The sequence below is a fragment of the Agrobacterium sp. ST15.16.055 genome, assembly GCF_027956555.1.
Lineage (GTDB): Bacteria > Pseudomonadota > Alphaproteobacteria > Rhizobiales > Rhizobiaceae > Agrobacterium > Agrobacterium salinitolerans.
On the sequence record NZ_JAQKGN010000001.1, the window covers coordinates 1 to 22,672 of the forward strand.

19 protein-coding genes and 1 tRNA gene are annotated in these 22,672 nt (G+C 55.9%); 9 read left to right on the plus strand and 11 right to left on the minus strand.

The genetic code is table 11. The features are described 5' to 3' along the window. Positions 1 to 74 precede the first annotated feature (74 nt). Entirely contained in the window at positions 75 to 1,265 is a 1,191-nt protein-coding gene (locus tag PL599_RS00005) for an IS481 family transposase (protein ID WP_269835442.1), read from the plus strand. A gap of 43 nt (positions 1,266 to 1,308) precedes the next feature. Here PL599_RS00005 and PL599_RS00010 read toward each other — a convergent pair. Beyond that, positions 1,309 to 1,383 (minus strand) — tRNA-Gly (locus PL599_RS00010). A gap of 253 nt (positions 1,384 to 1,636) precedes the next feature. Between PL599_RS00010 and PL599_RS00015 the strand changes: the two genes are divergently transcribed. From PL599_RS00015 to pbpC, 6 genes are all read left to right on the plus strand, one after another. After that, a complete protein-coding gene (locus PL599_RS00015; protein WP_077985246.1) occupies positions 1,637 to 2,146 on the plus strand; it encodes a prolyl-tRNA synthetase associated domain-containing protein in 510 nt (169 codons plus the stop codon). 54 nt (positions 2,147 to 2,200) lie between these two features. Then, positions 2,201 to 3,169, plus strand: coding sequence for a thioredoxin (gene trxA, locus PL599_RS00020; protein WP_269823425.1), 969 nt, complete (start codon positions 2,201 to 2,203; stop codon positions 3,167 to 3,169). 70 nt (positions 3,170 to 3,239) lie between these two features. Continuing rightward, positions 3,240 to 3,911, plus strand: a complete 672-nt coding sequence (locus tag PL599_RS00025; RefSeq protein ID WP_162520637.1) for an LON peptidase substrate-binding domain-containing protein — start codon at positions 3,240 to 3,242, stop codon at positions 3,909 to 3,911. Positions 3,912 to 3,921: 10 nt separating this feature from the next. Beyond that, positions 3,922 to 4,110 carry a Trm112 family protein gene (locus PL599_RS00030; protein ID WP_003497541.1) on the plus strand — a complete coding sequence of 63 codons (189 nt, stop codon included), beginning with the start codon at positions 3,922 to 3,924 and terminating at the stop codon, positions 4,108 to 4,110. Between the two features lie 118 nt (positions 4,111 to 4,228). Continuing rightward, complete coding sequence (locus PL599_RS00035; RefSeq protein WP_269823426.1) at positions 4,229 to 9,685, plus strand: alpha-2-macroglobulin family protein; 5,457 nt, start codon at positions 4,229 to 4,231, stop codon at positions 9,683 to 9,685. After that, complete coding sequence (gene pbpC, locus PL599_RS00040) at positions 9,682 to 11,760, plus strand: penicillin-binding protein 1C (protein ID WP_271358728.1); 2,079 nt, start codon at positions 9,682 to 9,684, stop codon at positions 11,758 to 11,760. Before PL599_RS00035 ends, pbpC begins: the two co-directional genes overlap by 4 nt. Positions 11,761 to 11,945: 185 nt before the next feature. On the opposite strand, the gene PL599_RS00045 is transcribed toward pbpC, so the two are convergent. After that, positions 11,946 to 12,788, minus strand: coding sequence for a DUF2971 domain-containing protein (locus PL599_RS00045; protein ID WP_271358729.1), 843 nt, complete (start codon positions 12,786 to 12,788; stop codon positions 11,946 to 11,948). Between the two features lie 181 nt (positions 12,789 to 12,969). On the opposite strand from PL599_RS00045, the gene PL599_RS00050 reads away from it, so the two are divergent. Both PL599_RS00050 and PL599_RS00055 read left to right on the plus strand, forming a co-directional pair. After that, entirely contained in the window at positions 12,970 to 13,338 is a 369-nt protein-coding gene (locus PL599_RS00050) for a hypothetical protein (protein ID WP_271358730.1), read from the plus strand. Positions 13,339 to 13,378: 40 nt separating this feature from the next. Further along, positions 13,379 to 13,843, plus strand: coding sequence for a lysozyme (locus PL599_RS00055; RefSeq protein ID WP_271358731.1), 465 nt, complete (start codon positions 13,379 to 13,381; stop codon positions 13,841 to 13,843). Here PL599_RS00055 and PL599_RS00060 read toward each other — a convergent pair. The 9 genes from PL599_RS00060 to PL599_RS00100 form a co-directional block, all read right to left on the minus strand. Next, entirely contained in the window at positions 13,840 to 14,289 is a 450-nt protein-coding gene (locus tag PL599_RS00060) for a hypothetical protein (RefSeq protein WP_271358732.1), read from the minus strand. The two genes, PL599_RS00055 and PL599_RS00060, sit on opposite strands and share 4 nt — an antisense overlap. 96 nt (positions 14,290 to 14,385) lie before the next feature. Beyond that, the gene (locus tag PL599_RS00065; RefSeq protein ID WP_271358733.1) at positions 14,386 to 15,435 is read right to left on the minus strand and encodes a hypothetical protein; all 1,050 of its coding nucleotides are present in this window, start codon (positions 15,433 to 15,435) and stop codon (positions 14,386 to 14,388) included. After that, positions 15,435 to 16,217: a hypothetical protein gene (locus PL599_RS00070; protein WP_271358734.1), complete on the minus strand. Its 783-nt coding sequence runs from the start codon at positions 16,215 to 16,217 to the stop codon at positions 15,435 to 15,437. Before PL599_RS00070 ends, PL599_RS00065 begins: the two co-directional genes overlap by 1 nt. 39 nt (positions 16,218 to 16,256) lie before the next feature. After that, positions 16,257 to 18,380: a hypothetical protein gene (locus PL599_RS00075; protein ID WP_271358735.1), complete on the minus strand. Its 2,124-nt coding sequence runs from the start codon at positions 18,378 to 18,380 to the stop codon at positions 16,257 to 16,259. Between the two features lie 3 nt (positions 18,381 to 18,383). Continuing rightward, positions 18,384 to 19,241, minus strand: coding sequence for a hypothetical protein (locus tag PL599_RS00080; RefSeq protein ID WP_271358736.1), 858 nt, complete (start codon positions 19,239 to 19,241; stop codon positions 18,384 to 18,386). Then, the gene (locus tag PL599_RS00085) at positions 19,241 to 20,587 is read right to left on the minus strand and encodes a hypothetical protein (protein WP_271358737.1); all 1,347 of its coding nucleotides are present in this window, start codon (positions 20,585 to 20,587) and stop codon (positions 19,241 to 19,243) included. Before PL599_RS00085 ends, PL599_RS00080 begins: the two co-directional genes overlap by 1 nt. Before the next feature lie 2 nt (positions 20,588 to 20,589). Continuing rightward, positions 20,590 to 21,984 (minus strand): hypothetical protein, encoded by a 1,395-nt coding sequence (locus tag PL599_RS00090; RefSeq protein WP_271358738.1) that lies wholly within the window; start codon positions 21,982 to 21,984, stop codon positions 20,590 to 20,592. A 4-nt stretch (positions 21,985 to 21,988) separates the two neighbouring features. Continuing rightward, positions 21,989 to 22,378 carry a hypothetical protein gene (locus PL599_RS00095; RefSeq protein WP_271358739.1) on the minus strand — a complete coding sequence of 130 codons (390 nt, stop codon included), beginning with the start codon at positions 22,376 to 22,378 and terminating at the stop codon, positions 21,989 to 21,991. After that, positions 22,375 to 22,671 carry a hypothetical protein gene (locus PL599_RS00100; RefSeq protein WP_271358740.1) on the minus strand — a complete coding sequence of 99 codons (297 nt, stop codon included), beginning with the start codon at positions 22,669 to 22,671 and terminating at the stop codon, positions 22,375 to 22,377. The genes PL599_RS00095 and PL599_RS00100 overlap by 4 nt, the downstream gene beginning before the upstream one ends. Between the last annotated feature and the right edge of the window lies 1 nt (position 22,672).

The following is a 22,672-nucleotide window of genomic DNA, read 5'->3' on the forward strand; positions in this document are numbered from 1 at the left end:
TGTCCGACTTGAGAGATAGGTGACGTTTTGTACCGGAGACATGGGTAACACTTTTCGCTTTGCGGGAGGTGTTGATGCCGTGGAGAGAGACTTCGGTTATGGAAGAACGTCTACGCTTTGTCGCCCGTTTGCTGGAGGGCGAAGGAATGAGCGAGGTGTGCCGGGACTTCGGCATATCGCGCAAGACCGGCTACAAGATATTCAATCGCTACAAGGACGACGGGCTTGAAGCTCTGACGGACCGCTCCCGGCGTCCGGTGCGCTACGCCAACCAACTCCCCGATCCCGTCGAGGCAATGATCGTGCGCCTCAAAAAGGAGAAGCCTCATTGGGGTGCGCGCAAGATCCGCGAACTGCTGGTGAAAAAGCTCGCTGGCGACGTCCGTATTCCGGCGAGCAGCACCGTACATGCGGTGCTCGACCGCCATGGCCTTGTGCGCCAGGCCCGCAAGAGGAACCGGGCAAACAAGGCCATGGGCACCACGCTGTCGCAAGCCGTCAATGCCAACGATCTGTGGTGCGCCGACTTCAAGGGCGAGTTCAAACTTGGGGATGGCCGTTATTGTTACCCTTTGACCGTAACCGATCAGGCATCCCGCTATCTATTGGCTTGCGAAGCCTTCGAATCGACACGAGAGCAAGCCGTGATCGAAGCCTTCCGCCGCCTGTTTGCCGAACATGGCCTGCCTCAGGCGATACGCTCGGACAACGGGCTACCTTTTGCCTCACCAAACGGGCTGTACAATCTGTCGAAGCTGTCGGTTTTCTGGTTGAGGCTTGGGATAGCGATCGAGCGCATCAAACCGGGCCATCCACAGCAGAACGGCCGGCATGAGCGTATGCATCTGACATTGAAGAAGGAGGCAACTCGCCCACCCGAACGTAGCCTTCTCCAGCAACAGGTACGCTTTGATGCATTCGTCAGCGAATTCAATGGCGAGAGGCCGCATGAGGCGATCAGCATGAAAGTGCCTGCTGATCTCTATACCGCCTCTTTGCGCCCCTACCTTGGCCTGCCGGAGATCGATTATCCCTTCCATGATCGAGACATCATCGTCACCAATTGCGGACGCGCCTGCCTCTTTCGCAAGAAGATCAATATATCGACCGTACTGGCCGGACAGAAACTGGGATTAAAGGAGGTGGAAGACGGCATTTGGCTCGTCAGCTTCATGCATTACGATCTAGGATATATCGACCTGGAACAGAGAACGCTGCAAACAATCGACAATCCGTTCGGCACGAGATTGTCACCTATGTCTTAGGTACAAACTGTTACCTATGTCTCCGGTCTGGACAAGAGAAATTTGGAGCGGGCGAAGGGATTTGAACCCTCGACCCCAACCTTGGCAAGGTTGTGCTCTACCCCTGAGCTACACCCGCTCAAATCCACCGGTCCGGGGTAGTTCGCTGAACCGTGGGCCGCCAAGCGGCGACGGGCGCTATATCGCTCAATCGATTTTGGAATGCAACAGGGAAATGACAAAAACGCGAAAATTTCTTTGAGAAATGCGACAAGCGGCGGAAATGATTGAGAATTTTTCATCTCGTTGTTTTTTCCTGCGTTGCCAAGCGTCGGTTGCCCGCTTAATCAGGAAACAAGGATTGTGGAATCGGCAGAGACAGGCGGCAGGATATGGCGGAAAATTCCCGGAAGACGGCAACGGAGCTGTTCGAGTTTCTCGACGGACTCGGCATTTCCCACAGTACGAAGCAGCACGAACCGGTGTTTACCGTCGCCGAATCCCAGTCGCTGCGCGACCTCATTCCCGGCGGCCATACAAAGAACCTCTTTGTAAAGGACAAGAAGGATCAGTATTTCGTTCTGACCGTTGAGGAAAACGCGGTCGTCGATCTGAAAAGCGTTCACAAGACCATCGGTGCGGCAAGCCGTGTGTCCTTTGGCAGACCGGAAAAGATGCTTGAATATCTGGGCGTCGTGCCGGGCTCGGTGACAGTGTTCGGCGCCATCAACGACACGGACAGGCAGGTCACCTTCGTGCTCGACAGCGATCTTCTGGAAAACGAGTTGGTGAACGGCCATCCGCTTTCCAACGACCAGACGACAACGATCGCGTCCAAAGATCTCATTCGCTTTCTCGAGGCAACCGGACATGCGCCGCTTGTCTTGAAAGTCAGCGAGTGAGATACGATCTTTGCTTCAAATAAGCCAGATGACAGAAGTTTACGGGAGACCGGCATGAGCGGCGACAATAATCCTTACGGCGGTTCCTATAGCGGGCAGATGACTGCAAGCGCCCATCATAATGGCGAGCTGAACGGTGCGGCCTCTGGCCACATCAAGGACACCACGACGGCGGCTTTCTCCATGGACGTTCTAGAGGAATCGCGTCGCCAGCCGGTACTGGTGGATTTCTGGGCGCCCTGGTGTGGCCCGTGCAAGCAACTGACGCCGGTGCTCGAGAAGGTCATCAACGAGGCGAATGGCCGCGTGAAGCTGGTGAAGCTGAACATTGACGATCACCCGTCGATTCCCGGCCAGCTCGGTATCCAGTCCATTCCGGCAATCGTCGCCTTTGCCGACGGCCGGCCCGTGGACGGCTTCATGGGCGCCGTGCCGGAAAGCCAGATCAAGCAGTTCATCGAGAAGATCGCCGGGCCTGACGCGGGCGACCCCAAGGCCGAGATCGAGGCTGTTCTGACAGAGGCCAAGCAGCTTCTGGCGGATGGCGATTTTAATGGGGCTGCGCAGCTTTTCGGCGCCGTCATGCAAGCCGATCCGGAAAATCCGGCAGCGATTGCCGGTATTGCCGAATGCATGATCGCTGCCGGTCAATATGAGCGGGCAAGCGAACTGCTCTCTTCGCTGCCTGCGGAACTCAACGAAGATGCGGGCATTCAGCTCGTTTCGAAAAAGATCGCGCAATATGAGGAAGCCCGCAAGATCGGCGACCCGGTGGCGCTGGAGCGCGAGCTCGCGCTCGATCCTGATCGTCACGAGGCGCGGGTGAAGCTTGCCAAGGTGCTGAATGCTCAAGGCCGGCGCGACGAGGCCGCGGACCATCTGCTATACGTCATGCGCAAGGACCGGACCTTCGACGATGACGGCGCGCGCCGCCAGCTTCTGGAGTTTTTCGAGGCCTGGGGCTTCAAGGATCCGGCAACCGTTGCCGGCCGCAGGAAGCTTTCGGCGATACTGTTTTCGTAGTGCGGGCATATCCCAGCTGTGGCGGTCGATCCGCCGGCCGGGCAGCAGTGAACAGGGGGGCGTGATTCCCATGCATGTCGGAAATGCGAGATATGTGAAGAACGACGATCTGCCGGAAACCGTGCCGGTGTTTCCATTGCCGGGCGCGCTTCTTCTACCGGAAGGCCATCTTCCGCTCAATATTTTCGAGCCCCGATATCTCGCGATGATCGACTGGGCATTGTCCGGCCATCGCATCATCGGCATGGTGCAGCCCGCCCTGCATGTCATCGAGGCGGGGCTTGAGGGCGGTCCGCTGAGCGCGGTCGGATGCCTCGGTCGCATCACGTCCTTTTCTGAAACCGGTGATGGCCGTTATATCATCTCGCTCACCGGCGTGTGCCGTTTCCGTCTGTTGGAAGAGGTGGAGGCGGGCAAACCCTATCGCAGCTTCCGGCATGCGCCCTTCATCGCCGATCTTTCCGGCGAATACGATGAGGATGCGGTGGACCGTGAAAACCTGCTGCGGGTATTCCGCTCGTTTCTGGAGGCCAATCAGCTGGAAGCGGATTGGGAAAGCGTGGAAAGGGCGGGCAATCGCGTTCTCGTCAATTCGCTTTCCATGATGTCTCCCTTCGGACCGGCTGAAAAACAGGCACTGCTGGAAGCGCCTGACCTGAAGACACGGGCCGAAACATTGATCGCCATCACCGAGATCGTCCTCGCCCAGGGATCGGGCGAGGGCGGCAACGTGCTGCAATAGGATCGCCGCCATGGACGACAGGATGAGCAATGTCGATCCCAAGCTCCTGGAGCTTCTGGTCTGCCCTTTGACGAAAGGGCGCCTTTCCTATGACCGCGCCCGCAATGAGCTTATCTCCGAAAGCGCCAGGCTTGCTTATCCGATCCGTGACGGTGTGCCGATCATGCTGATTTCGGAAGCGCGAAAAATAGAAGACTGACCTTCCCGCTTACCCGCCTTCGCACATTGCGCGTCGCGAATTGACGAAGATGCGTTGACAACCATGCGTGGATTTGACCAGAGTCCCGCCCGACATGTCTGTTGCGGGGAGAAAACTGATGTCGTTGCGCGCGCTCGTCCGGATTTCGCTGGTTGCGGTTTCCACCGCCCTGTTTTTCCCGCCAGCCATGGCGGCGGAGCCCTCCCGCAAGGTCGTTACGACCCAAAACGGCGATTATTTCGGCTTCGATCTGAGGACGGAGCAGAATGTCTCGCTGGAGCAATGCGGCGACATTTGCGTCGGCGATACCGCCTGCAAGGCCTTCACCTACAATCCCAAGGTGAAATGGTGCTTCCTCAAATCGGATTTCAATCAGCTGAACGCCTTCCCTGGCGCAGTTGCCGGCAAGATTGTGGAAGTGGCCGCGGAGGCCGACATCGGCGCGCCGCAGCGCCTGTCCCTCGTGACCGACAGCCTGCAGCAGGAAGCGCGCCGGCTGAAATCCGGCCTTGCGGCGAATGAGGGCGAGGGCGAACAGGGCCTGGAAGCCCTTGTGCAGATCGCGCGGCAGCAGGCAGCAGCAGGCAATATTCCCGATGCCGTCACGACCTACAAACAGGCCCTTGCTATCACGCCTGACGATGGCGCGCTCTGGGCGGAATTGTCGGAAAAGGCGGCGCAGGTTACTGATAATTATTCCATTGCCGGGCAGGCGGCGTCTGCCGCCATCAATGCCTATCAGCTGAGCCGCACGGTCAGCGCCCGCACCGAGGCCCTGAACCGGCTGGCGAAGGCTTTTGAGCGAACCCAGAATTATCGCGCGGCGCTCAGTGCTTATAAGGAGAGCCTTGCACTTACCGACAATGCGCAGACAAAGGCGGCCTATGCCGATCTGCGCACGCGTCAGGGTTTCCGCGTCATCAACAATACCGTGGATACGGACAGTATCAGCCCGCGCGCCTGCGTGCAATTTTCCGAGCCGCTGGTGAAGAACGGTGTCGATTATTCCTCGTTCGTCACGCTGGACGGGGCCGCTCCCAAGGCCATCGAGGCGAAGGGAAGCGAGATTTGCGTGGAAGGCCTGACCCATGGTCAGCGTTACAAGATCGCGCTTCGCGCCGGCCTGCCGTCTTCAGTGGAAGAGCCACTGGAAAAGCAGGTCGATCTCGATATTTATGTGCGTGACCGCGCCGCCAGCGTTCGCTTTACCGGCGAGAATTTCGTGCTGCCGGGCACGGCCCGCCGCGGCATTCCAATCGTCTCTGTCAATGCCGACAAGGCGGACCTGAAGCTTTATCGTGTCGGCGACCGCAATATCACCTCGCTTCTTTCAAACTCGCAGTTTCTGACGCAAATGGACGGCTATAATGCCGACCGCATTGAAAACGAGATCGGCGAGCTTGTCTGGCAGGGGTCGATCGATATCCAGCCTGATCTCAACAAGGATGTGGTAACGAGCTTCCCGGTGGATGAGGCCTTGCCCGAGCGCAAGCCCGGAATCTATGTGCTGACCGCCGTGCCGCCGGGCGTAGCACCGGAAACCTGGGATTCGCGCGCCACGCAATGGTTCCTCGTATCCGATACCGGCATCACCACCTATGCCGGAACCGATGGTCTGAATGTTTTTGTTCGCGCCCTTGGCAGCGCAAAGCCGCTGGCAGATGTGGATTTGCAACTGCTCGCCAAGAATAACGAGGTGCTGGGCACGGCAAAGACCGACGCGGAGGGCCGCGCGGTATTCTCGGCCGGCCTGATGCGCGGTACCGCGGCACAGGCGCCTGCAATCCTGACGGCGCGCAACGGCGACAAGGATTACGTCTTCCTCGACATGACCCGCGCCGGCTTCGATCTTTCGGATCGTGGCGTGACGGGCCGTGCAGCCCCCGGCGCCATCGACGTGTTCAGCTGGACCGAGCGCGGCATTTACCGCGCCGGCGAGACCGTGCACGCCGCAGCGCTTGCCCGCGACGTCGACGGCAAGGCAATCGAGGATCTTCCGCTCACCTTCATCTTCTCGCGCCCTGATGGCGTCGAGGACCGACGTTTCGTCAGCGATGGTAAGGCACTGGGCGGCCATACGGTCGATCTGCCATTGCAGGCAAATGCGATGCGCGGCACCTGGACTTTGCGCATCCACACCGACCCGAAAACGGCTGCGATCAGCGAAAAGAGTTTCCTCGTCGATGATTTCGTGCCTGACCGGGCGGAATTCGACCTCTCCAGCAAGGCGAAACAGATCGATCCGAGCGCGGAAACGGCAATCGACGTCGATGGCCGTTATCTCTATGGCGCGCCCGCCGCCGGCCTGACGCTGGAAGGCGAGATCGCCATCAAGCCGACGCGCACCAGCGCCGATTTCGAAGGTTATTTCTTCGGTCTGGCCGATGAGGAGAGCGAAGAGGAAAACCGCACCGCGCTTGCCGATCTGCCTGATCTGGATGAAGAGGGCAAGGCGAGCTTTAACGTCGATCTGACCGATCTGCCTTCCAATACCCAGCTTCTTTCGGCCAACATCACCGTGCGCATGCAAGAGGCCGGGGGCCGTGCCGTCGAGCGCTCGCTGACGCTGCCTATCAAGGCGGATGCGCCTGTCATCGGCATCAAACCGCAATTTTCCGGCGATCTCGCTCAGAATTCCGTTGGTCGTTTCCACATCATTGGCGTCAGTGCCGACGGCGCCAGACAGGCGATGAATGGCCTGACCTGGAAACTCATCAAGGTCGAGCGGAACTATCAATGGTATCGTCAGGGTAACTCCTGGCGTTACGAGCCGGTGGAATATACCAAGCAGCAGGAAGCCGGTACGCTTTCGGTCGATGCCAATGGTGGCGAGATTTCCGTGCCTGTCACCTGGGGCCGCTACCGGCTGGAAGTGGAGGGCGCCGGCAATGGCGCGCCGGTTTCCAGCGTTGAATTCGATGCCGGTTTTTATGTCGAGGCAAGCTCGACGGAAACGCCGGATGCGCTGGAAATCGCGCTCGACAAACAGAGCTACAAGATCGGCGATACGGCTAAACTCAAGATTTCGTCGCGTTTTGCCGGCGAGTTGATGGTAACTTCTGGTTCAGAAAAGCTGATTTCCGTTCAGAATGCCGAGATCGGCGCGGATGGCGGCGAGATCGATATTCCGGTCACCGAGGAATGGGGCGCGGGCGCTTATGTCACAGCCACGCTGTTCCGCCCGGGCGATGCGCAGGAAAGCCGTATGCCGATGCGCGCCATCGGCATCAAATGGCTCGCCGTCGATCCGGCCGAGCGCAAACTTGCCGTCACGCTTGGCGCGCCGCAGAAAACGCTGCCGCGCCAGCCGCTTGAAATTCCGATCACGGTCGCCGGCGCTGACGTGGGCGAAAAGGCTTATGCCATCGTTGCGGCAGTCGATGTCGGCATATTGAACCTTACCCGCTACGAGCCGCCGAAGCCGGATGAATGGTACTTTGGCCAGCGTCGGCTGGGACTGGAAATCCGCGACCTTTACGGCCGCCTGATCGACGGTTCACTTGGCGCCACCGGCCGGCTGCGCACCGGCGGTGACGGCGGACAGGTTGCTCTTCAGGGCAGCCCGCCCACCGAAAAGCTGGTGGCTTTCTTTGCCGGTCCGGTCGAACTTGACGCTGACGGCAAGGCGACAGTCAGCTTCGATATTCCGCAGTTCAACGGCACGGCCCGCATCATGGCGGTGGCCTGGACGAAGACGGGTGTCGGCCATGCGGTTTCCGATGCCGTCATTCGCGATCCTGTCGTTGTCACGGCCAGCGCGCCGAAATTCCTCGCACCCGGCGATGTGTCGCAATTGCGGCTCGATATCGCCAATACGGATGGCGAGGCCGGTGATTACCGGCTGGATGTGACCAGTAATACGGCGCTGACGGTCGATCAGGGCGAGATGTCGCAAACTCTCGCGCTTCAGAAAGGCGGCAAGTCGTCGCTGACAGTGCCGCTGACGGGCGAACAGCCCGGCAATGGTGCGATCACCATCAAGGTCTCCAATGCATCGGGTGTCTCGCTGGAGCAGGTGCTGAATGTTCCGGTGCGCCCGGCCGTTCTGCCCGTTACGATGCGGCGCGAAATCAGGATCGCGCCCAATAGCAGCCTGACGATCAACGGCGATCTTCTGGCCGATAGCATGCTTCTCGGCTCTTCCGTCGCGGTTAACGTGACGCGCTCGCCCGCTTTCGATATTCCGGCGCTGGTGATGATGCTGGACAAATATCCCTACGGCTGCGCCGAACAGACGACGAGCCGCGCTTTGCCGCTGCTTTACGTTTCGGAACTGACGAAGGATAGCGGCATGGTCGAGGACCCGGATACCCGCAAGCGGGTGCAGGAGGCGATCTACCGCGTGCTGTCCTTCCAGTCGAGTTCTGGCAGCTTCGGCCTCTGGTCGCCGGGCTACGGCGATCTGTGGCTCGATGCCTATATTACCGACTTCCTGACCCGCGCCCGCGAGCAGAATTACGATGTGCCCGAAGCCGCCATGGTACAGGCGCTGAACAACCTGCAGAACGGTCTTTCCTATGACAGCAATGTCAAGGATCGCGGCAACGAGATCGCCTATTCGCTTTATGTCCTGGCGCGCAACCGCAAGGCGGCGATCAACGATCTCAGATATTACGCGGATACGGCGCTGGCCGATTTCGCCACACCGCTCGCCAAGGCGCAGGTTGCTGCCGCCCTTTCGCTTTATGGCGATCAGGCCCGTTCGAAGAGCGTGTTTGGTGCTTCGCTCGATATGGCAAGCCGTACCACCAATGTCAGCTTCGCCCGCGCCGATTATGGCTCGGCCCTGCGTGACGGGGCGGCGACGCTGGCGCTTGCGGCGGAAAGCCGTCCGGTTCCGGCCGTCGTGCCGCAGCTTGCCGGTGCCGTGGCCAAGGAATGGGAAAAGAAGCCTTATACCAGCACCCAGGAACAGGCATGGATGCTGCTGGCCGCCCGCGCGGTCAAAGGTGAGGACAAGGATATTCGCCTGGATGTGAACGGTGACTTGCAGACCGGCGGCTTCGGCAAGCGGATGAGCGGCGACGAGTTGCTGGCCGCCCCCTTGAAGATCGCCAATGCCTCGGCCGATCCGGTGACGGCTGTCGTCACCACGGTGGCACCACCGGCGCAGCCGCTTGCTGCCGGTGGTGAGGGCTTCACCATCACCCGCACCTATTATTCCATGGATGGCGAGGAGGTGAACCCGAGCGAGGTGACGCAGAACGAGCGTTACGTCGTGGTGCTGAATGTGGTACCGCAGAATAACTGGCAGTCGCGCATTCTGGTGACTGACCTGTTGCCTTCCGGTTTCGAAATCGACAATCCGAGCCTCGTCAATTCGGCAGCGCTTTCGAATTTCGACTGGTTGCCGGAAACGGAAGCGGCACATACCGAATTCCGCTACGACCGTTTCGTGGCGGCCTTCGACCGCTCGGCCGGCGACAGTTCGGAAATTGCGCTGGCCTATGTGGTCCGCGCCGTCACCCCGGGCACCTATGACCACCCGGCAGCTTCGGTTGAGGATATGTACCGGCCGCAATTTGCCGCCCGCACGGCAACCGGCCGCATGGAGGTGCGCTCGGCAAACCCATGAGGCGACGCAAGGCGATCATTGTCGGCATCATGACGGCCGCTCTGCTTATGGGCGGCGCGGCCTTCGGTCTCGATGCGCTGGACAAGGCCTATCCGCCGCCGCTGGACGCTGCGCAGCAACGCTCCTTCGAGGTTCTGGACCGCGACGGCAAGCTTTTGCGCGCCTTTGCGACACCCGATGGCCGCTGGCGACTGAAAACCACGGCGGCCGAAGTCGACCCACTGTTCCTACGCATGCTGGTGGCCTATGAAGACCAGCGTTTCTATGAGCATCACGGCGTCGATCCCTTCGCGCTTTTGCGCTCCGCCTGGCAATTGGTCAGCAACGGCCGGATCGTTTCCGGCGCATCGACGCTTTCCATGCAGGTGGCGCGGCTGATCGAGCCGCGCGCCGATCGGTCGTTTTCGGCGAAATTCCTGCAGGCCGCGCGCGCGCTCCAGATTGAGAGGCGACTCACCAAGGCGGAAATCCTCGATCTCTATCTGAATATCGCGCCCTATGGCGGCAATCTCGAAGGCGTTCGCGCCGCAAGCCTCGCCTGGTTCGGCAAGGAGCCTGGCCGGCTCGATACGGCGGAGGCGGCCCTATTGGTGGCGCTGCCGCAACTGCCGGAAAAGCGACGCCCGGATCGTTTTCCAGAGGCGGCGAAACAGGCGCGCGAGCGCGTATTGCAACGGCTTGCCGTCGAGCGCGTCGTGGGTGAGGGGGAGGCGGAACGTGCGGCTCTTGCGAATACGCCTTCCAGCCGGCGCGATCTTCCGGCCTATGCGCCGCATATGGCCGTCGCCGCGCGGGTGAAATTCCCAAATACTGCCGCGGTGCGCTCCACGCTGAAGCTGCCGATCCAGCGGGAGCTGGAGGGTGTCGCCCGCCATGCTGCGGAAAAGCTCGGCGACAGGGTCTCCGTCGCCATCGTCATGGCGGATGCGCAGAACGGCGATATTCTGGCGGAAGTGGGGTCGGCGGACTATCTCGATACGGCAAGACGCGGTTTCGTGGAGATGAGCCGGGCCATTCGCTCGCCGGGCTCCACCCTCAAGCCATTCATCTACGGCCTTGCCTTCGAAGACGGTCTTGTCGGACAGGAAACCATCATCGAAGACCGCCCGGCCGACTTTTCCGGCTACAGGCCGCGCAATTTCGACATGCATTATCAAGGCGATGTCAGCATCCGGCAGGCGCTGCAACTGTCGCTTAATGTTCCTGCCGTCAAGCTGCTCGATGCGGTCAGCCCCTCGGCGCTGATGGTGCGGTTCCGGCGGGTGGGCGTCAAACTCGCACTTCCCGCCAATGAAGCGCCCGGGCTTGCCATCGCCCTTGGCGGCGCGGGTATTTCGCTGGTCGATCTGGTGCAGCTTTATGCGGGGCTTGCCGGCGGCGGCGATCCCGTGCGGCTTGGAGACGGTGTCCGCTCCGCCCCGGAACGGCTGGAGAGCGACCGTTTATTCTCCGATGCGGCGATCTGGAACATCTCCGACATCCTGTCCGGCGTGCTGCCGCCGCTCGGCATGAAACAGCGCGGCATCGCCTACAAGACCGGCACCAGCTATGGCTATCGCGATGCCTGGTCGGTGGGTTATGACGGGCGGCATGTAGTTGGTGTCTGGGTCGGCCGGGCCGACAATGGCGCGGTGCCGGGCATTGCCGGTTATGCGACGGCCGCCCCGATCCTGTTCGAGGCCTTCGAGAAATCCGGCGTGGCGATCACGCCGATGCCGGCCGCACCTTCCGGTGTCGCGCGGGTGGCGGTCAATGACCTCCCCGCCAATCAGCGGCGTTTCACCACGACGGCCAGCGGCCTGCTTTCCGCTTCAAGACGTGAAAGCGCCCCGCGCATCGTTTACCCGCCCGAGGGCGCGCGTGTGGAGCTTTCCGGTCAGTCAGGCATCTCGCCGCTGGTGCTGAAGCTGCAGGGCGGGCGGGCACCTTTTCGCTGGCTCGCCAACGGTTTGCCTTTGCCGAATGCGTCCCATCGCCGCAACAGCGAATGGCGGCCCGAAGGTCAGGGATTTTCCACACTCACGGTGATCGACGCCGACGGACGTGCCTCGAACGTGCGGGTTTTCGTCGAGTAATTCGCAGGAAAATTTGGTGTCCACGAGAAACGCCAATCCTGTTTTGAGGTGTCGAATTACTCAATAAAATCAATTATTTCTGCCGGGATGTCAATCGCGGTAATGTAGCAGCCCGTCATTTTTCTTGTAGCATTTGCAACTGCTCTGGCAGGCTTCGTGATCGCTTACCGGGGCGATGGGATGTCCTAAATTACTCCACGATAAGAAGCGCTCGAACGGGAAACGTCTGTGGTCGTGAAACCGTATTTGCTCAAGAATGCCTTCGCCACGTCCAAGGGTGTTGGATTTCTTGGTCCTAGGACAATGCGATCTATCGACATTGAGGGCGTAGTGCTTGAGAAATGGATCGCGTAGTGCGGCACCAGCTTTTTGCCAGAAGTATGAAACTCGCACTCTGCGTAGTTCTGTGGAACTGCCCTCGTCAGCCGCGTTTCGTTCTCTTCTCGAAACGCTGGATTTTTCATCCGGTAGGATAAATCGATTAGTGCCAACATGAATGCGCCGACTACAGCGGCAGGGCTTGATATCACTGCACGGAACTGATCTTGGGCACCTTGCCAACCGGTTGAAGTAGCTACTGGTATTTTGGAAATTACATCGCGTATTGCTTCCTTTTCAGGAAAAAAACGAGTACGGAAAATTTCAAGCTGTTCGGCTTCGCTGTACGCTACCTGTTGTAGTTTTAAAGTATTAGCAGCCGCACAACTCGCTAGCGAATCGTCATTGAAACCTATCGCAAAACCAAAGCCATCGTCTGCATAGCCTCGCCATTGACTGAGCATATCATCATCAGGTGTTAGACAGAGACCTAGGACATCCCAAAAATCGAGCGAAGTTTTAAAAAGCTCTGATAGTCGCTCGATTTCGAAGCTTGTGTAGCCGTATTCGAGACAGACTTTTCGCAACAAACTGTCCGTCCAACGCCCTTCTTGGGTGTCATTCGATGATGAAAGTGATGACAGCCAAATACTTTTGGTGCGAATGATGCTCTCAAAAGTCGAAAGACTACAATAATGATACAAAGTCAAAGGCTTACCCCAAAAAATTCGTGACTTGGTTGGATGCAAGTAAAGCAAGGAATGCCTTGATTTCCTATGCCGAAGCTAGGTTCCCACAACTATTTCGAAGCTTTGTCGATAACCCGTTCCAAAAATCCAGAAATCCGTAATTTTCTAAATACTCCTGAATTCAAAAACAGGAGATTTACTAATGGATTTAAACAATTACTTTGATGGTCTTAACAGCAAGAAGCACGGTTTCAGCAAGTCTGAAGATTTTGAGAAATATTCCCTCTATCGTTGCTATATCAATATCCTTGCTCGTTGCCGTAATGAAAACCACCCGCGTTATGCCGATTATGGCGGTAGAGACATTCTTTGCCATTTCGAGAGCTTTGAAGCCTTCGCCCGTGAAGTTGGTCTTCGTCCATCTGCCGATTTTTCCATTGATCGTATCGACAACAATAAGGGCTATGAACCCGGCAATGTTCGTTGGGCGACAGATGCTGAACAGTCTCGCAATCGCCGTCCTTACAAGAAGCGGACGAAGCCAACCGTAAGAAAGCCTACCCTTCACTAAGCGGAAAAAGCCGGGGGTGTCGTGTTCGTCTACATAATGGATGAACAACAGAACATCCCCAAAAGCTCTTCAGATCATCAAGGCGTCTGAAGGCTGCAAACTCAAAGCCTATCTCTGCCCCGCAAACATTCCGACCATCGGATATGGACACACCAAGACAGTCACTTTGGCTGATGTGAAGCGCGGTAAGACAATCACCCAAACCGAAGCTGACAGGCTGCTCGCCCTTGATCTGGCTGAATTCGAGAAAGGCGTGGTAAGGCTGGTCAAAGTCCCATTGAGCGACGACCAGTTCGGCGCGCTTGTATCATTTGCCTTCAATCTCGGGCTTGGAGCATTTTCAGGCTCAACCCTTCTCAAGAAGATCAACGGTAAAGCGCCGATTGCAGAAATCGGGAAGTCTTGGCTTCAATGGGACAAGGCAAGGGTGAAAGGCGTTCTCACACCCTTGCGTGGGTTGACCATCCGAAGGCAGGCAGAATTCGACCTGTTCAGAGCGGGCTAAATCTTACCGTTCTTTTTGATCACTTCCGCAGCGTTGAACGCGCCCTTTGCTCCAGCTTCATTTGCGTGGAACATGACGACTGTTACGCCGATTTGTGCTGTCGGCGCGTACATCGGCGTGCTGAAGGTGTTTGCACTGTACGTGCCGTAAGCGGTGTTGCCGTAGACGTTCGCAGAAGCATTGCCATAGGTGTTTGTATTCATTCCGACGAAACGAGAACCCTGCGCGGTGGCGACCTGATCAAGCCTGAAGTGGGTGTATCCACGTTTCACTGTGGCTTCAGCCGCTTTTTTCATGGTGATGGCACCGGCTGCGCTCGTGAAAATCAAACCACTCGCATTGGTGTCCAGTCGCACCGCGTTAGGTGCAAGTGGCATTTCGCTGGTGGTGGCACAGCTTGAGAGCATCGCGCAAAGCACGACGCCAGCAATAAACATGTTCTTCATAGTTCCCCCGAGAAATAGACAACAGCATTTGTATGCATTTTCAAGGGGAAGGCAATTGAATCGAATATCCGACCACAACTTTAATTGGATTTTTAGTTAAGTGACGAGTCCGGCAACAGTGCCCTTGTTGTTCATTTGAACGATAGCGGTGCGATACGCGGTTCCGGGTGCACCACCGGCTTGACCGCCTGCACCACCGCCATTGTTACCGCCGCCGCCAGCTTGACCGTTTTCACCATAACCACCCCATCCAGCACCAGAGCCACCGTAGCCGCCCCATCCAGCGTTTGTGCCGGGTGCACCACCGCCGTTTCTGCCGGTTGCTCCACCATCGGAGCCTTGACCGCGACCACCTGTTCCGCCAGCACCACCATTTGTCCATCTACCTTCCCAACGCCGACGCGAAAGTTCGTATCTTGAGATGTTGAAAATTGGCGAGTCACGATAGTTGCCACGGTAATACCTCCAACCGTCATTGCCGTCGAACTCGGTGGCACCACCATTACCAACCCCGCCCTTGTCCGCACCGCCCCAAATCGCACCTGCGACATTTGACGTGTAGTTTGCTCGCCAGACGTAGTTAGCGCCGTCATATGCCGGACCCTCGAAGTATTCTTGTGTCCAGTACCCGCCGCCACCGTCACCTCCGCGACCACCGCCCCCGCCGCCAGCAAGGATTGAGCCAAAATTATCGACCAGCATCTTCTTAGACCAAGCGACACCGCTATCGGGATAGATGGCATGTCCACCACGCCCACCATTGTACCAACCGCCGCGCCCTTGGATCGAGCCATAATTTTCAAGCGTAAGTGTTCCGCCCCAAGTCGCAGTTGCTTGCCCACCATTCTGGGCAGCCAATGCCCACTCGGCAGTCGATCCAGTAACGACGACACCGGAACTGATAATCACTCTCTTACGTGCGCTGGACTGCCATTGGGCAGTCGTGAACAAGTTACCCAAGATTAGGTCAGTTCGGTTGCTTGTGATTGTGACGACAATTTCACTTGAGAATACGTGTTTTAAAATACCGGAACCCGGCAGCTTCGCGTACAACTCTGTGGAGGGTTGCCAAACGCCATTAATTTTCCTGTACGCATCCACGACTTTACGGGGAGCGCTTGCCACCTGAACGTAAGTTTCGCCCATTATTCGTACCTGAAATAGATGTCGCCTTCCGATCCAAAATTGGATGCAGGTACAGCGGTCCCATAATAGAAATTTTTGCTGGCGGAATTACCTAGAGCACACGGCTGAACTGCAGTATCCGCTTTTGCTCCTTGGGCAGTAGTTGCTTTGCCATCGAGAGCAGCTTGGGTTGCCGTGGAAATTGGAAGAGCAGAAGGCGCATATCCGGCGAGCGTAGTCGCGTTACCGTTGATGTTGATCGGCAACGTGTCACCGAAGTCAGTGTTGTCTGCCTGCATAAGAAGGCGATTACTGGCACTCATACCGAGCGAAATTTTCGCGCTTCCTTGATTGGGACCAGTGCCTTGCTGAACAGGGGTAAAGGCGACACTGAGCAGTTCAAATGCGTTACCGTTGTAGACGACCTCAACCATCCGACCGGTGACGATAGCCCCGGCAATTAATGGCGAACCGTCAACTCTCGATACGATAGCCCGTGCACCAAGGGAATTGATGTTCAGAGTTGTCGCACCGGTATTTGTCGCGTGTGCCCAAAATCGGTAGATGATACCTTTCGAATAGGCGGCTAGTGGAGCCTCAAACGTCAGAACGTAAGCGTTAACTGCGCCAGTCGAAGTGTAAACGGGATTGGTCTGATTATAGAAGCGCTTCAGCGAACCGCGAATTGATCGAATGATTGGCGCTAATTGGGAAGGACTGTATCCGCCTTGGACGCCGTTCGGAGAAGGCTGACTGTTGTCCGCGTCAAGCTCTTTCCAATCGGAAGAAATTAGGTCTGTCATGAGCTTTTCGCCCTCTTATTATTATTGATTTTATTTAGGTTATTGGTCGTCTTCGTAGCCAAGATCACGGAAGTAGTCGGCAATGGCAGTTGCCACCGCCTGATCAGAAGTACGTTTGCGGATTTCCACGAGCTTCTTCATGTGCCCCTGCATTCCGCCCTTTTGCATCTCTGCCTTGGGAATATCGGCAAGCCACGCGACTGTTTCCGGGTTCTTGAAAAGTGCCATGCGACTATTGGTGAAGAGCTTGTTTGCTCCTGCTTTTGCAGCACCTTTTGCCGCTCCAATGGCAAGTGCGGACATCGGTTCAACACCCGCCGCCATACCGAGCGCGGAAGTCAGCACGTTGTTCTTGTCCAACGGATTGATGTTGTCGAGCATCTGTTTGTGCGTCTGACTATTTGAATGGTTCGCACCCCGGGCATATTGCTTCATGTTGTTGGAGATACGTGCAAGCCTGTCCAAATCCTGTCGGTATTGCTGGTTCTTCGTTCCCTTGAAAATGGCATCTTTGGCTTCTGGAGACATTCTCGACCACTTGTTCAGGAACATGGTGGAATTGAATTGCTCAACGCCTTCAACGTCCGTCGATTTGCCAAGCTGCTCGATGCTGCTGGAAACAACATCAGCCCACGCGTCCTTGCCACCTTCAGATTTTTCAACAGTCCTTCGAATTTGCGCGATACGGTTTCCGCCCTTATTGGTGGTCTCGGTCGCAAATTGCCAAATCTTGTCTGTATCGGGAGCTTGAATAATCTTGTCGGCAACCCCGCCTTTTCCGAAACCTTTCGCCGGGTCCATGTGGCGGCGATACTGATTATTGGCTTTGCGCCATGCTTGCGCGGCATCTTCACCAGACGCGAGAGCCGTCTTTTCCATGTCGGCAGTCAATGCGCCATACAAGCCATTGAGATGGTTTGAAAGAACCTTGTCGTCTGTGTCTTTCGCCCGTTGACCAATGATCGTTCGAGTTTTCTGAAGCTGATCGAAAGTCATGCCGTTCTGTGCATCTTCCAGAATAGCCGTCGCATCATCAATCACGCTGTCAGTCTGAGAACCGATTGCACGCTTGTCGAAACTGCCCATAGCTTCACGATCCGCCTTCAGCTTCTTCAAAAAGGAAGACGTGTTGTCGATGACGGCGGGAGAGGTCACTTTCTCGCCAACGCGGTCATAGAGTTGATTGGAGCGTTGGAAGCCAGCCTGTTTTGCAGCCTTTGCCTGTTCCTTGAGAAGTTCCCCAAGTTCAGCCTGCGTTCTGGCAGTTCCTGTTCCCGATACAATCCGGTCGAATTCGCCGTCCATCGCCTGATGAGCATCATCAATGCGTTTCTGAATCTCGTCTCCGTTTCGAAGCGAAGAAAGAGCATGTTCAAATTTTGACGTGCGGGGATTACCGTTCACCATGCCGGGAAGTGGATTGTCAGCGCCAATGGCGTTTAGGTCTGCCAATCTCGCCTGAGCTTTGGCAACATCGTCAACTTCACCGACCAGCATCTTCTTGTAGGCGTTTTTACCTGCTTTCCAGCCAGCGCCAACCGCACGACCGGCACCTTCGCCAGCCGCACCGAGTGCAAATGTTTTTGCAGCATCGGCAGCTTGTTCAGAACCGGTTCGAGTGTCTTCGTTTCCGAACAACCAGTTCAAGCCGCGCTGGACACCTTCACGACCGGCAACAGAACCGCCACCAGCACCAGTTACCGCGCCACCAAAGGCACCAACGCCTGTTCCAATAACAGGAACGGCGGAACCAACTGCACCGCCGCCGAGACCGCCGAGAACACCACCAACAGCGCCGCCAACGGTTTCACCGATTTCCGGCGCGATAGACGCGAAGTCGCCAAGAGACGGAAACCAGCTTTCGCGATTGTAAAGACGCGTCCTGCCGTTCTCATCCGTAAAAATGAAGTTGTCGTCGCCATAAGGTTTTGCGTCGGGATATGTCTTCTGAAGCGCCTTCAGACGGTCTTCGGGCTTATCCAAAGCACCAACCGCCATACGGACATTCCAAGGTGCATCGCCCGCATCGTTAGAAAGGTCGCGAGGATCGGGACCAGCATATTCGAAAACGTTGGTGCCGCTGTCTTTCTCGATGATCTTGCGCTTCCAATCCGGAATGGCACCGCCATCGCGCTCAATAATTTTCTTCTTCCAATCGTCCATATGTTAAAGCGTGAAGCCTCCAAGCCCGGAGAGACCGCCCCGGCGTTTGCGCTGTTGTTCTGGCAACGAAGAAAGAACGGCTATTTCCACGGGACTGCCGCCCCCAATACGACCGCCTTGCGCCCTTGCTGTTGCCTGTATTTGGCTATTTAGCGCGGCGTCCTGTTCCGCGAGGGTCTTGGCGAAATCACCGATCTGGCTGAAACCTTTGGTCACTTTATCTGTTTCCATGCCGAGAATGGTGTCACCAACCTGAACGTCAGAACCAGTCAGCTTATTGTAAGCATCGATCAGAACACCATTCCGGCTTTTCGGCTCTTCCGTCTTTTGAGCGGAAGCGACAACTTGTGTGCCGGGGATTTGTTTTGGCACTGATGCAGGATCGGCAGCAGCAATCACTTCCGAGACAATATCGGGCTTGGTTTGGGACGGAGCGCCATTGTAGGCAGCTTTCAGCCATTCCGGCGCATTACCGGCTTTGCCGCCAGCACCCCAAACCCCGGGCGAACCCATGCCGATATGCATGGAACCTGCCTGCATATAGCCGGGACCGGCACCAAAGCCGGTAATGCCGTTTGCTTTGCCTTCACTGACAATCTGCTGAAAGATCGGGCGATCCTGATCGTTCGCCCAATCCAGCTTCTTGCCGTCTTTATAGAAAAAGACATCTGCTGCGCCGCCATGATCATGCCGGGTGGAACCAACGCGACTTCCGCCTTCCTCGATTCCTGGCTGTCCTCCTGAGAAGACTTCGGCTGTGACACCCATGTTTTCCAGATAGCCAAGCCGCTTCAGAAGTTCGTCAGAAAGCTCACGATTACGCGTGGCTCCCTGATTGGCATAACGGATGTAATTGACCATCAGCGCTTTCTCCGAACCATCTCGGGCGGATCATCACTGAAGCGATAGGCACTACCAGCCGGAACAGCTTCATAACCTGCTTCACTATCAACCACGATTGCCTCAACAGCAGACCGCTTTTCAGGAACGGCAATGCCGCCCTTGAGGAATGCGCGTTGCTTCTCGTTTTCGGGCGTATCAGGATAAATGGCATCGACCCGAGAACTGTAGGTGGCGATCTTGTCTTTCGCGACCTTTTCCTGAATTTCGAGTAGGCGCAAAATGGAGCCTTCATCAAGGCTGATATTGCCGCCTGCCGCTTTCTCTGCAAATGCGCGGTCGCTATCGGAGATGTTGGCAGAACCAACGATGTCCTTGATCATCGCGCCGACCATTGGAGCTACGGCACTCTGGAAAGTTTCAGTATTCTGAATTTCCTTCGTGTCAGCCACGCCGAGCAATGCGCCGACCTTCTGGAGATAAAGCCGCTTATCAGCCATGGCACCGGTAATTGCACCCGACCGAATTGCATTCTGCGCCTCGAAGTTTGATTTCAGACCAGCGACGGCAGAAGTTGCGCCTTTACGTTCGTCAATGAATTCTTCGAAGATTTTGCCGTCTTTGGGAGCCGTATTGACGTTGATGTTGGTGTCGTTCTTTTTCGTAAATTCGTATTTTCGGAAATCAGGATTTTCGACGCCAAACTGATAATCCTTCTGATCGGCAGTAATTTCCGCATTCTGCCCAACCGCCGAACCAAGGCTTTCCGCCTTTTTCGTATCGAAGATGCTCTTTCCATAACCATCCGCAAGCCGATAAGAACCATCTTCCCCAAGGACCATTCCATTGTCTGCGGCATGCTGCTGCAATTTCTGGATTTGCCCTTGCGTCTCCCGAGCGCCAGCATCATCACCATTGGCAAGCTGCATTTGATGAAGGGCGAAAAGCGCCTCAATCGAATAGCCGTTCTCGGAAGGCGAGCCGTATTTTTCAACGAAGGTCGCAGCCCGATTCTGTGCATCCTGCACGCTCTGGAGCTTCACCTGATTGGCTCGATTGGTAATGCCTTTCGTCTGGCGATCAGCAATGCCATCCATGTTCGCGTTGTATGCGCCCACGCCATTGCCGAGACCCTGCCCAACAATAGACAGAAGGTTTGTCGGTTTCTCAGAAGGACCACCAGCCGCCATCATTGCAGCGCCACCCAACAAAAGGCTTTGGGCAAGCGACTGACGCTTATCGGCGTCTTCCGGCAGGAACTGCGAAAGGAAGTTTTCCTTCTTAGCCTCTTCAGGGCTGAGAACGGCTTTTAGATCGTTCTCGCCGTTGGTTTTCTTTTTGAAAAGGAAATCAAATACACCAGCCATTGTTACGCTGCCTCCATGAGTTTGTTCACATCAACATGGAGCTTTCCGTCGATTTCGATTGCGGCGTCCGTCTTTCGATCAACTTCTTCCGCGATTGGTCCATACCAAAGCTGTTGATCAGGGTCGTTCTTGTAGGTGAATTCGTAGATTGCGAGGCGATCACCATTGGTCAGCGGCATGAAACCAACATGCTTATGCAGGACTTTTTCAGACGCTTGGCAAAGGGCAAACAAGCCAGCAAGCGACGACAAGCCGCCAAGGATTTGACCACCCGTATTCGAATAAACCGGCGTCTGCGAGGTCGTGCTGTTGTAGCCGCCGCCATTGAGCAGGTTGATGAAATTCGCTGCATTCATAATTGGCTGCTGTTGCTGCTGATCCCAAGAACCGATTTCAGCCGCCTTGAGAGCATCCAGACGAGAATCCTGACTTGCCCCGACATTCGCCAATTGTTGAGAAGGCAGGTACTGGTTCTGATACGTCTGACCAGCCATGTTGGCAGCATTGAGCTTTTGAGAAGCCAAACTGGAATCTGCCGCAACAGAAGCATTCGCCGCATTCAGCTTCTGATCGTTCAAGCCGAGCATGTTGGAAATGTTGTTCTGGTAGTTGTTGCTGAGCGTGTTCATACCGGAAAGCTGGTAGGAACGGTCATTCGCTTGCTGGTTTTGATTGTTGGCGATGTCCTGATTATAGAGCGAGCCATAGGCATTCGCTGCATTCATCTGGTTCGAGACATCCTGATTGTACTGGTTTCCGTACATGTCAGTCGCAACCTTCGCCATTTCATTGGCAGCAGCCGTTTCCGCATTATTACGCTGAGTGGCGTAAGCGCCGGAACCCATACGACCGATTGCAGCCGCCTGACTATCAATGCCGGGATTGGTGATGTTCTTCAGCTTATTGGCGATCTGGTCTTGCTGGTTCGAAACCATCTGAGAAAGATACGGATTGTTCCCGATATTAGCGCCCGAAGCAGTCTGTTGAAGGTACTGCATTGCAGGGTTGTTCGAAGTCTGACCGCTTGCAAACTGCCCATTGGCAATCCTGCTCGCCATGTCGTTCGTCGGATTGGGAGAAAAGCCAGTAGTATTCTGAAGCTGAGAATAAGTGTTCTGTGCCTGCTGATTGCCAGTGCTATTCATCACCGAATTAACGGCGTTCGTTGCATTGGTCAGCGTGGATGTATTGCCGTTTCGAGCGATATTTTCCGCCTGAGCCAGAGCGTCTTTCGTAGCCTGAGACTGATCAGCGATAAGCGAACCCTGATACGCTTGCGGTGCACCAGACTTATAGAGATTGTCAAGCGTCGAATACTGGTCAAGCAGATATCCTTTTGCGCCAGACCAAGGTTCAGTAGTCGAAGTGGTAGTGGTTGTCTTGGGAGTTGATGCCATTGGTTTAAAGCCTCTTTATGAATTCTTCTTCTTGTTTTTCGAAGCCATTTTTCAGGATTAGTTTATGCCATTCGGGACGGGGTGTTCCGACAAGTTTTGTGAATCCTTGATCTTTCAGGAACCGACAAAGCACGACTTGGCAATGCATTATTTCTTTCAGCGATTTGTTTTTTTCCCCGCCTAAAAGCAGAACGTTGGCAATCCATTCTCCCTCATATTTACACAGTTCCAAAACACATGCAGAGCGATCAACCGTGACAAGATGCCATTCGTTCTTGCGCAGCTTTTCGAGCATTTCAGCTTCATTAAATACTGCTGGTGTCCGCTCAAATGCAGATAAAAGCCAACCACGAACCCTAGTATATTCTTCTTCCGTGAAACCCATCTGCATCATACGTTGAACACCACATAATCAAATGTTCTAATGGTCGTTGCAGCGGCATGCGTGATCACAAAAGAGCCGTTATTGATCGCTGAAATGAACGTTGAATTCAAAGCAGTTGCAGCATCAATCGACCTTGCCTGAAGGAAGATTTTGCTTTGGCTATTAATCTTCGGGTTCGTAATCGTTGTTGATGTGGTTGAACTCGTCAGAGTCACAGAACCGGTATTATCAAACTGACTGGCAATTTGATTCAAAACACTCGTGATCTGTCGTGTATTCGTATGATCGTAAACTCTTTCCATT

Coding starts and splice junctions, on each gene's coding strand:
- PL599_RS00075 (WP_271358735.1), bottom strand. CDS start 18,380: ATGGACGATTGGAAGAAGAAAATTATTGAGCGCGATGGCGGTGCCATT.
- PL599_RS00090 (WP_271358738.1), bottom strand. CDS start 21,984: ATGGCATCAACTCCCAAGACAACCACTACCACTTCGACTACTGAACCT.
- PL599_RS00080 (WP_271358736.1), bottom strand. CDS start 19,241: ATGGTCAATTACATCCGTTATGCCAATCAGGGAGCCACGCGTAATCGT.
- pbpC (WP_271358728.1), top strand. CDS start 9,682: ATGAGGCGACGCAAGGCGATCATTGTCGGCATCATGACGGCCGCTCTG.
- trxA (WP_269823425.1), top strand. CDS start 2,201: ATGAGCGGCGACAATAATCCTTACGGCGGTTCCTATAGCGGGCAGATG.
- PL599_RS00025 (WP_162520637.1), top strand. CDS start 3,240: ATGCATGTCGGAAATGCGAGATATGTGAAGAACGACGATCTGCCGGAA.
- PL599_RS00030 (WP_003497541.1), top strand. CDS start 3,922: ATGGACGACAGGATGAGCAATGTCGATCCCAAGCTCCTGGAGCTTCTG.
- PL599_RS00065 (WP_271358733.1), bottom strand. CDS start 15,435: ATGGGCGAAACTTACGTTCAGGTGGCAAGCGCTCCCCGTAAAGTCGTG.
- PL599_RS00095 (WP_271358739.1), bottom strand. CDS start 22,378: ATGATGCAGATGGGTTTCACGGAAGAAGAATATACTAGGGTTCGTGGT.
- PL599_RS00050 (WP_271358730.1), top strand. CDS start 12,970: ATGGATTTAAACAATTACTTTGATGGTCTTAACAGCAAGAAGCACGGT.
- PL599_RS00085 (WP_271358737.1), bottom strand. CDS start 20,587: ATGGCTGGTGTATTTGATTTCCTTTTCAAAAAGAAAACCAACGGCGAG.
- PL599_RS00100 (WP_271358740.1), bottom strand. CDS start 22,671: ATGGAAAGAGTTTACGATCATACGAATACACGACAGATCACGAGTGTT.
- PL599_RS00060 (WP_271358732.1), bottom strand. CDS start 14,289: ATGAAGAACATGTTTATTGCTGGCGTCGTGCTTTGCGCGATGCTCTCA.
- PL599_RS00035 (WP_269823426.1), top strand. CDS start 4,229: ATGTCGTTGCGCGCGCTCGTCCGGATTTCGCTGGTTGCGGTTTCCACC.
- PL599_RS00005 (WP_269835442.1), top strand. CDS start 75: ATGCCGTGGAGAGAGACTTCGGTTATGGAAGAACGTCTACGCTTTGTC.
- PL599_RS00070 (WP_271358734.1), bottom strand. CDS start 16,217: ATGACAGACCTAATTTCTTCCGATTGGAAAGAGCTTGACGCGGACAAC.
- PL599_RS00015 (WP_077985246.1), top strand. CDS start 1,637: ATGGCGGAAAATTCCCGGAAGACGGCAACGGAGCTGTTCGAGTTTCTC.
- PL599_RS00055 (WP_271358731.1), top strand. CDS start 13,379: ATGAACAACAGAACATCCCCAAAAGCTCTTCAGATCATCAAGGCGTCT.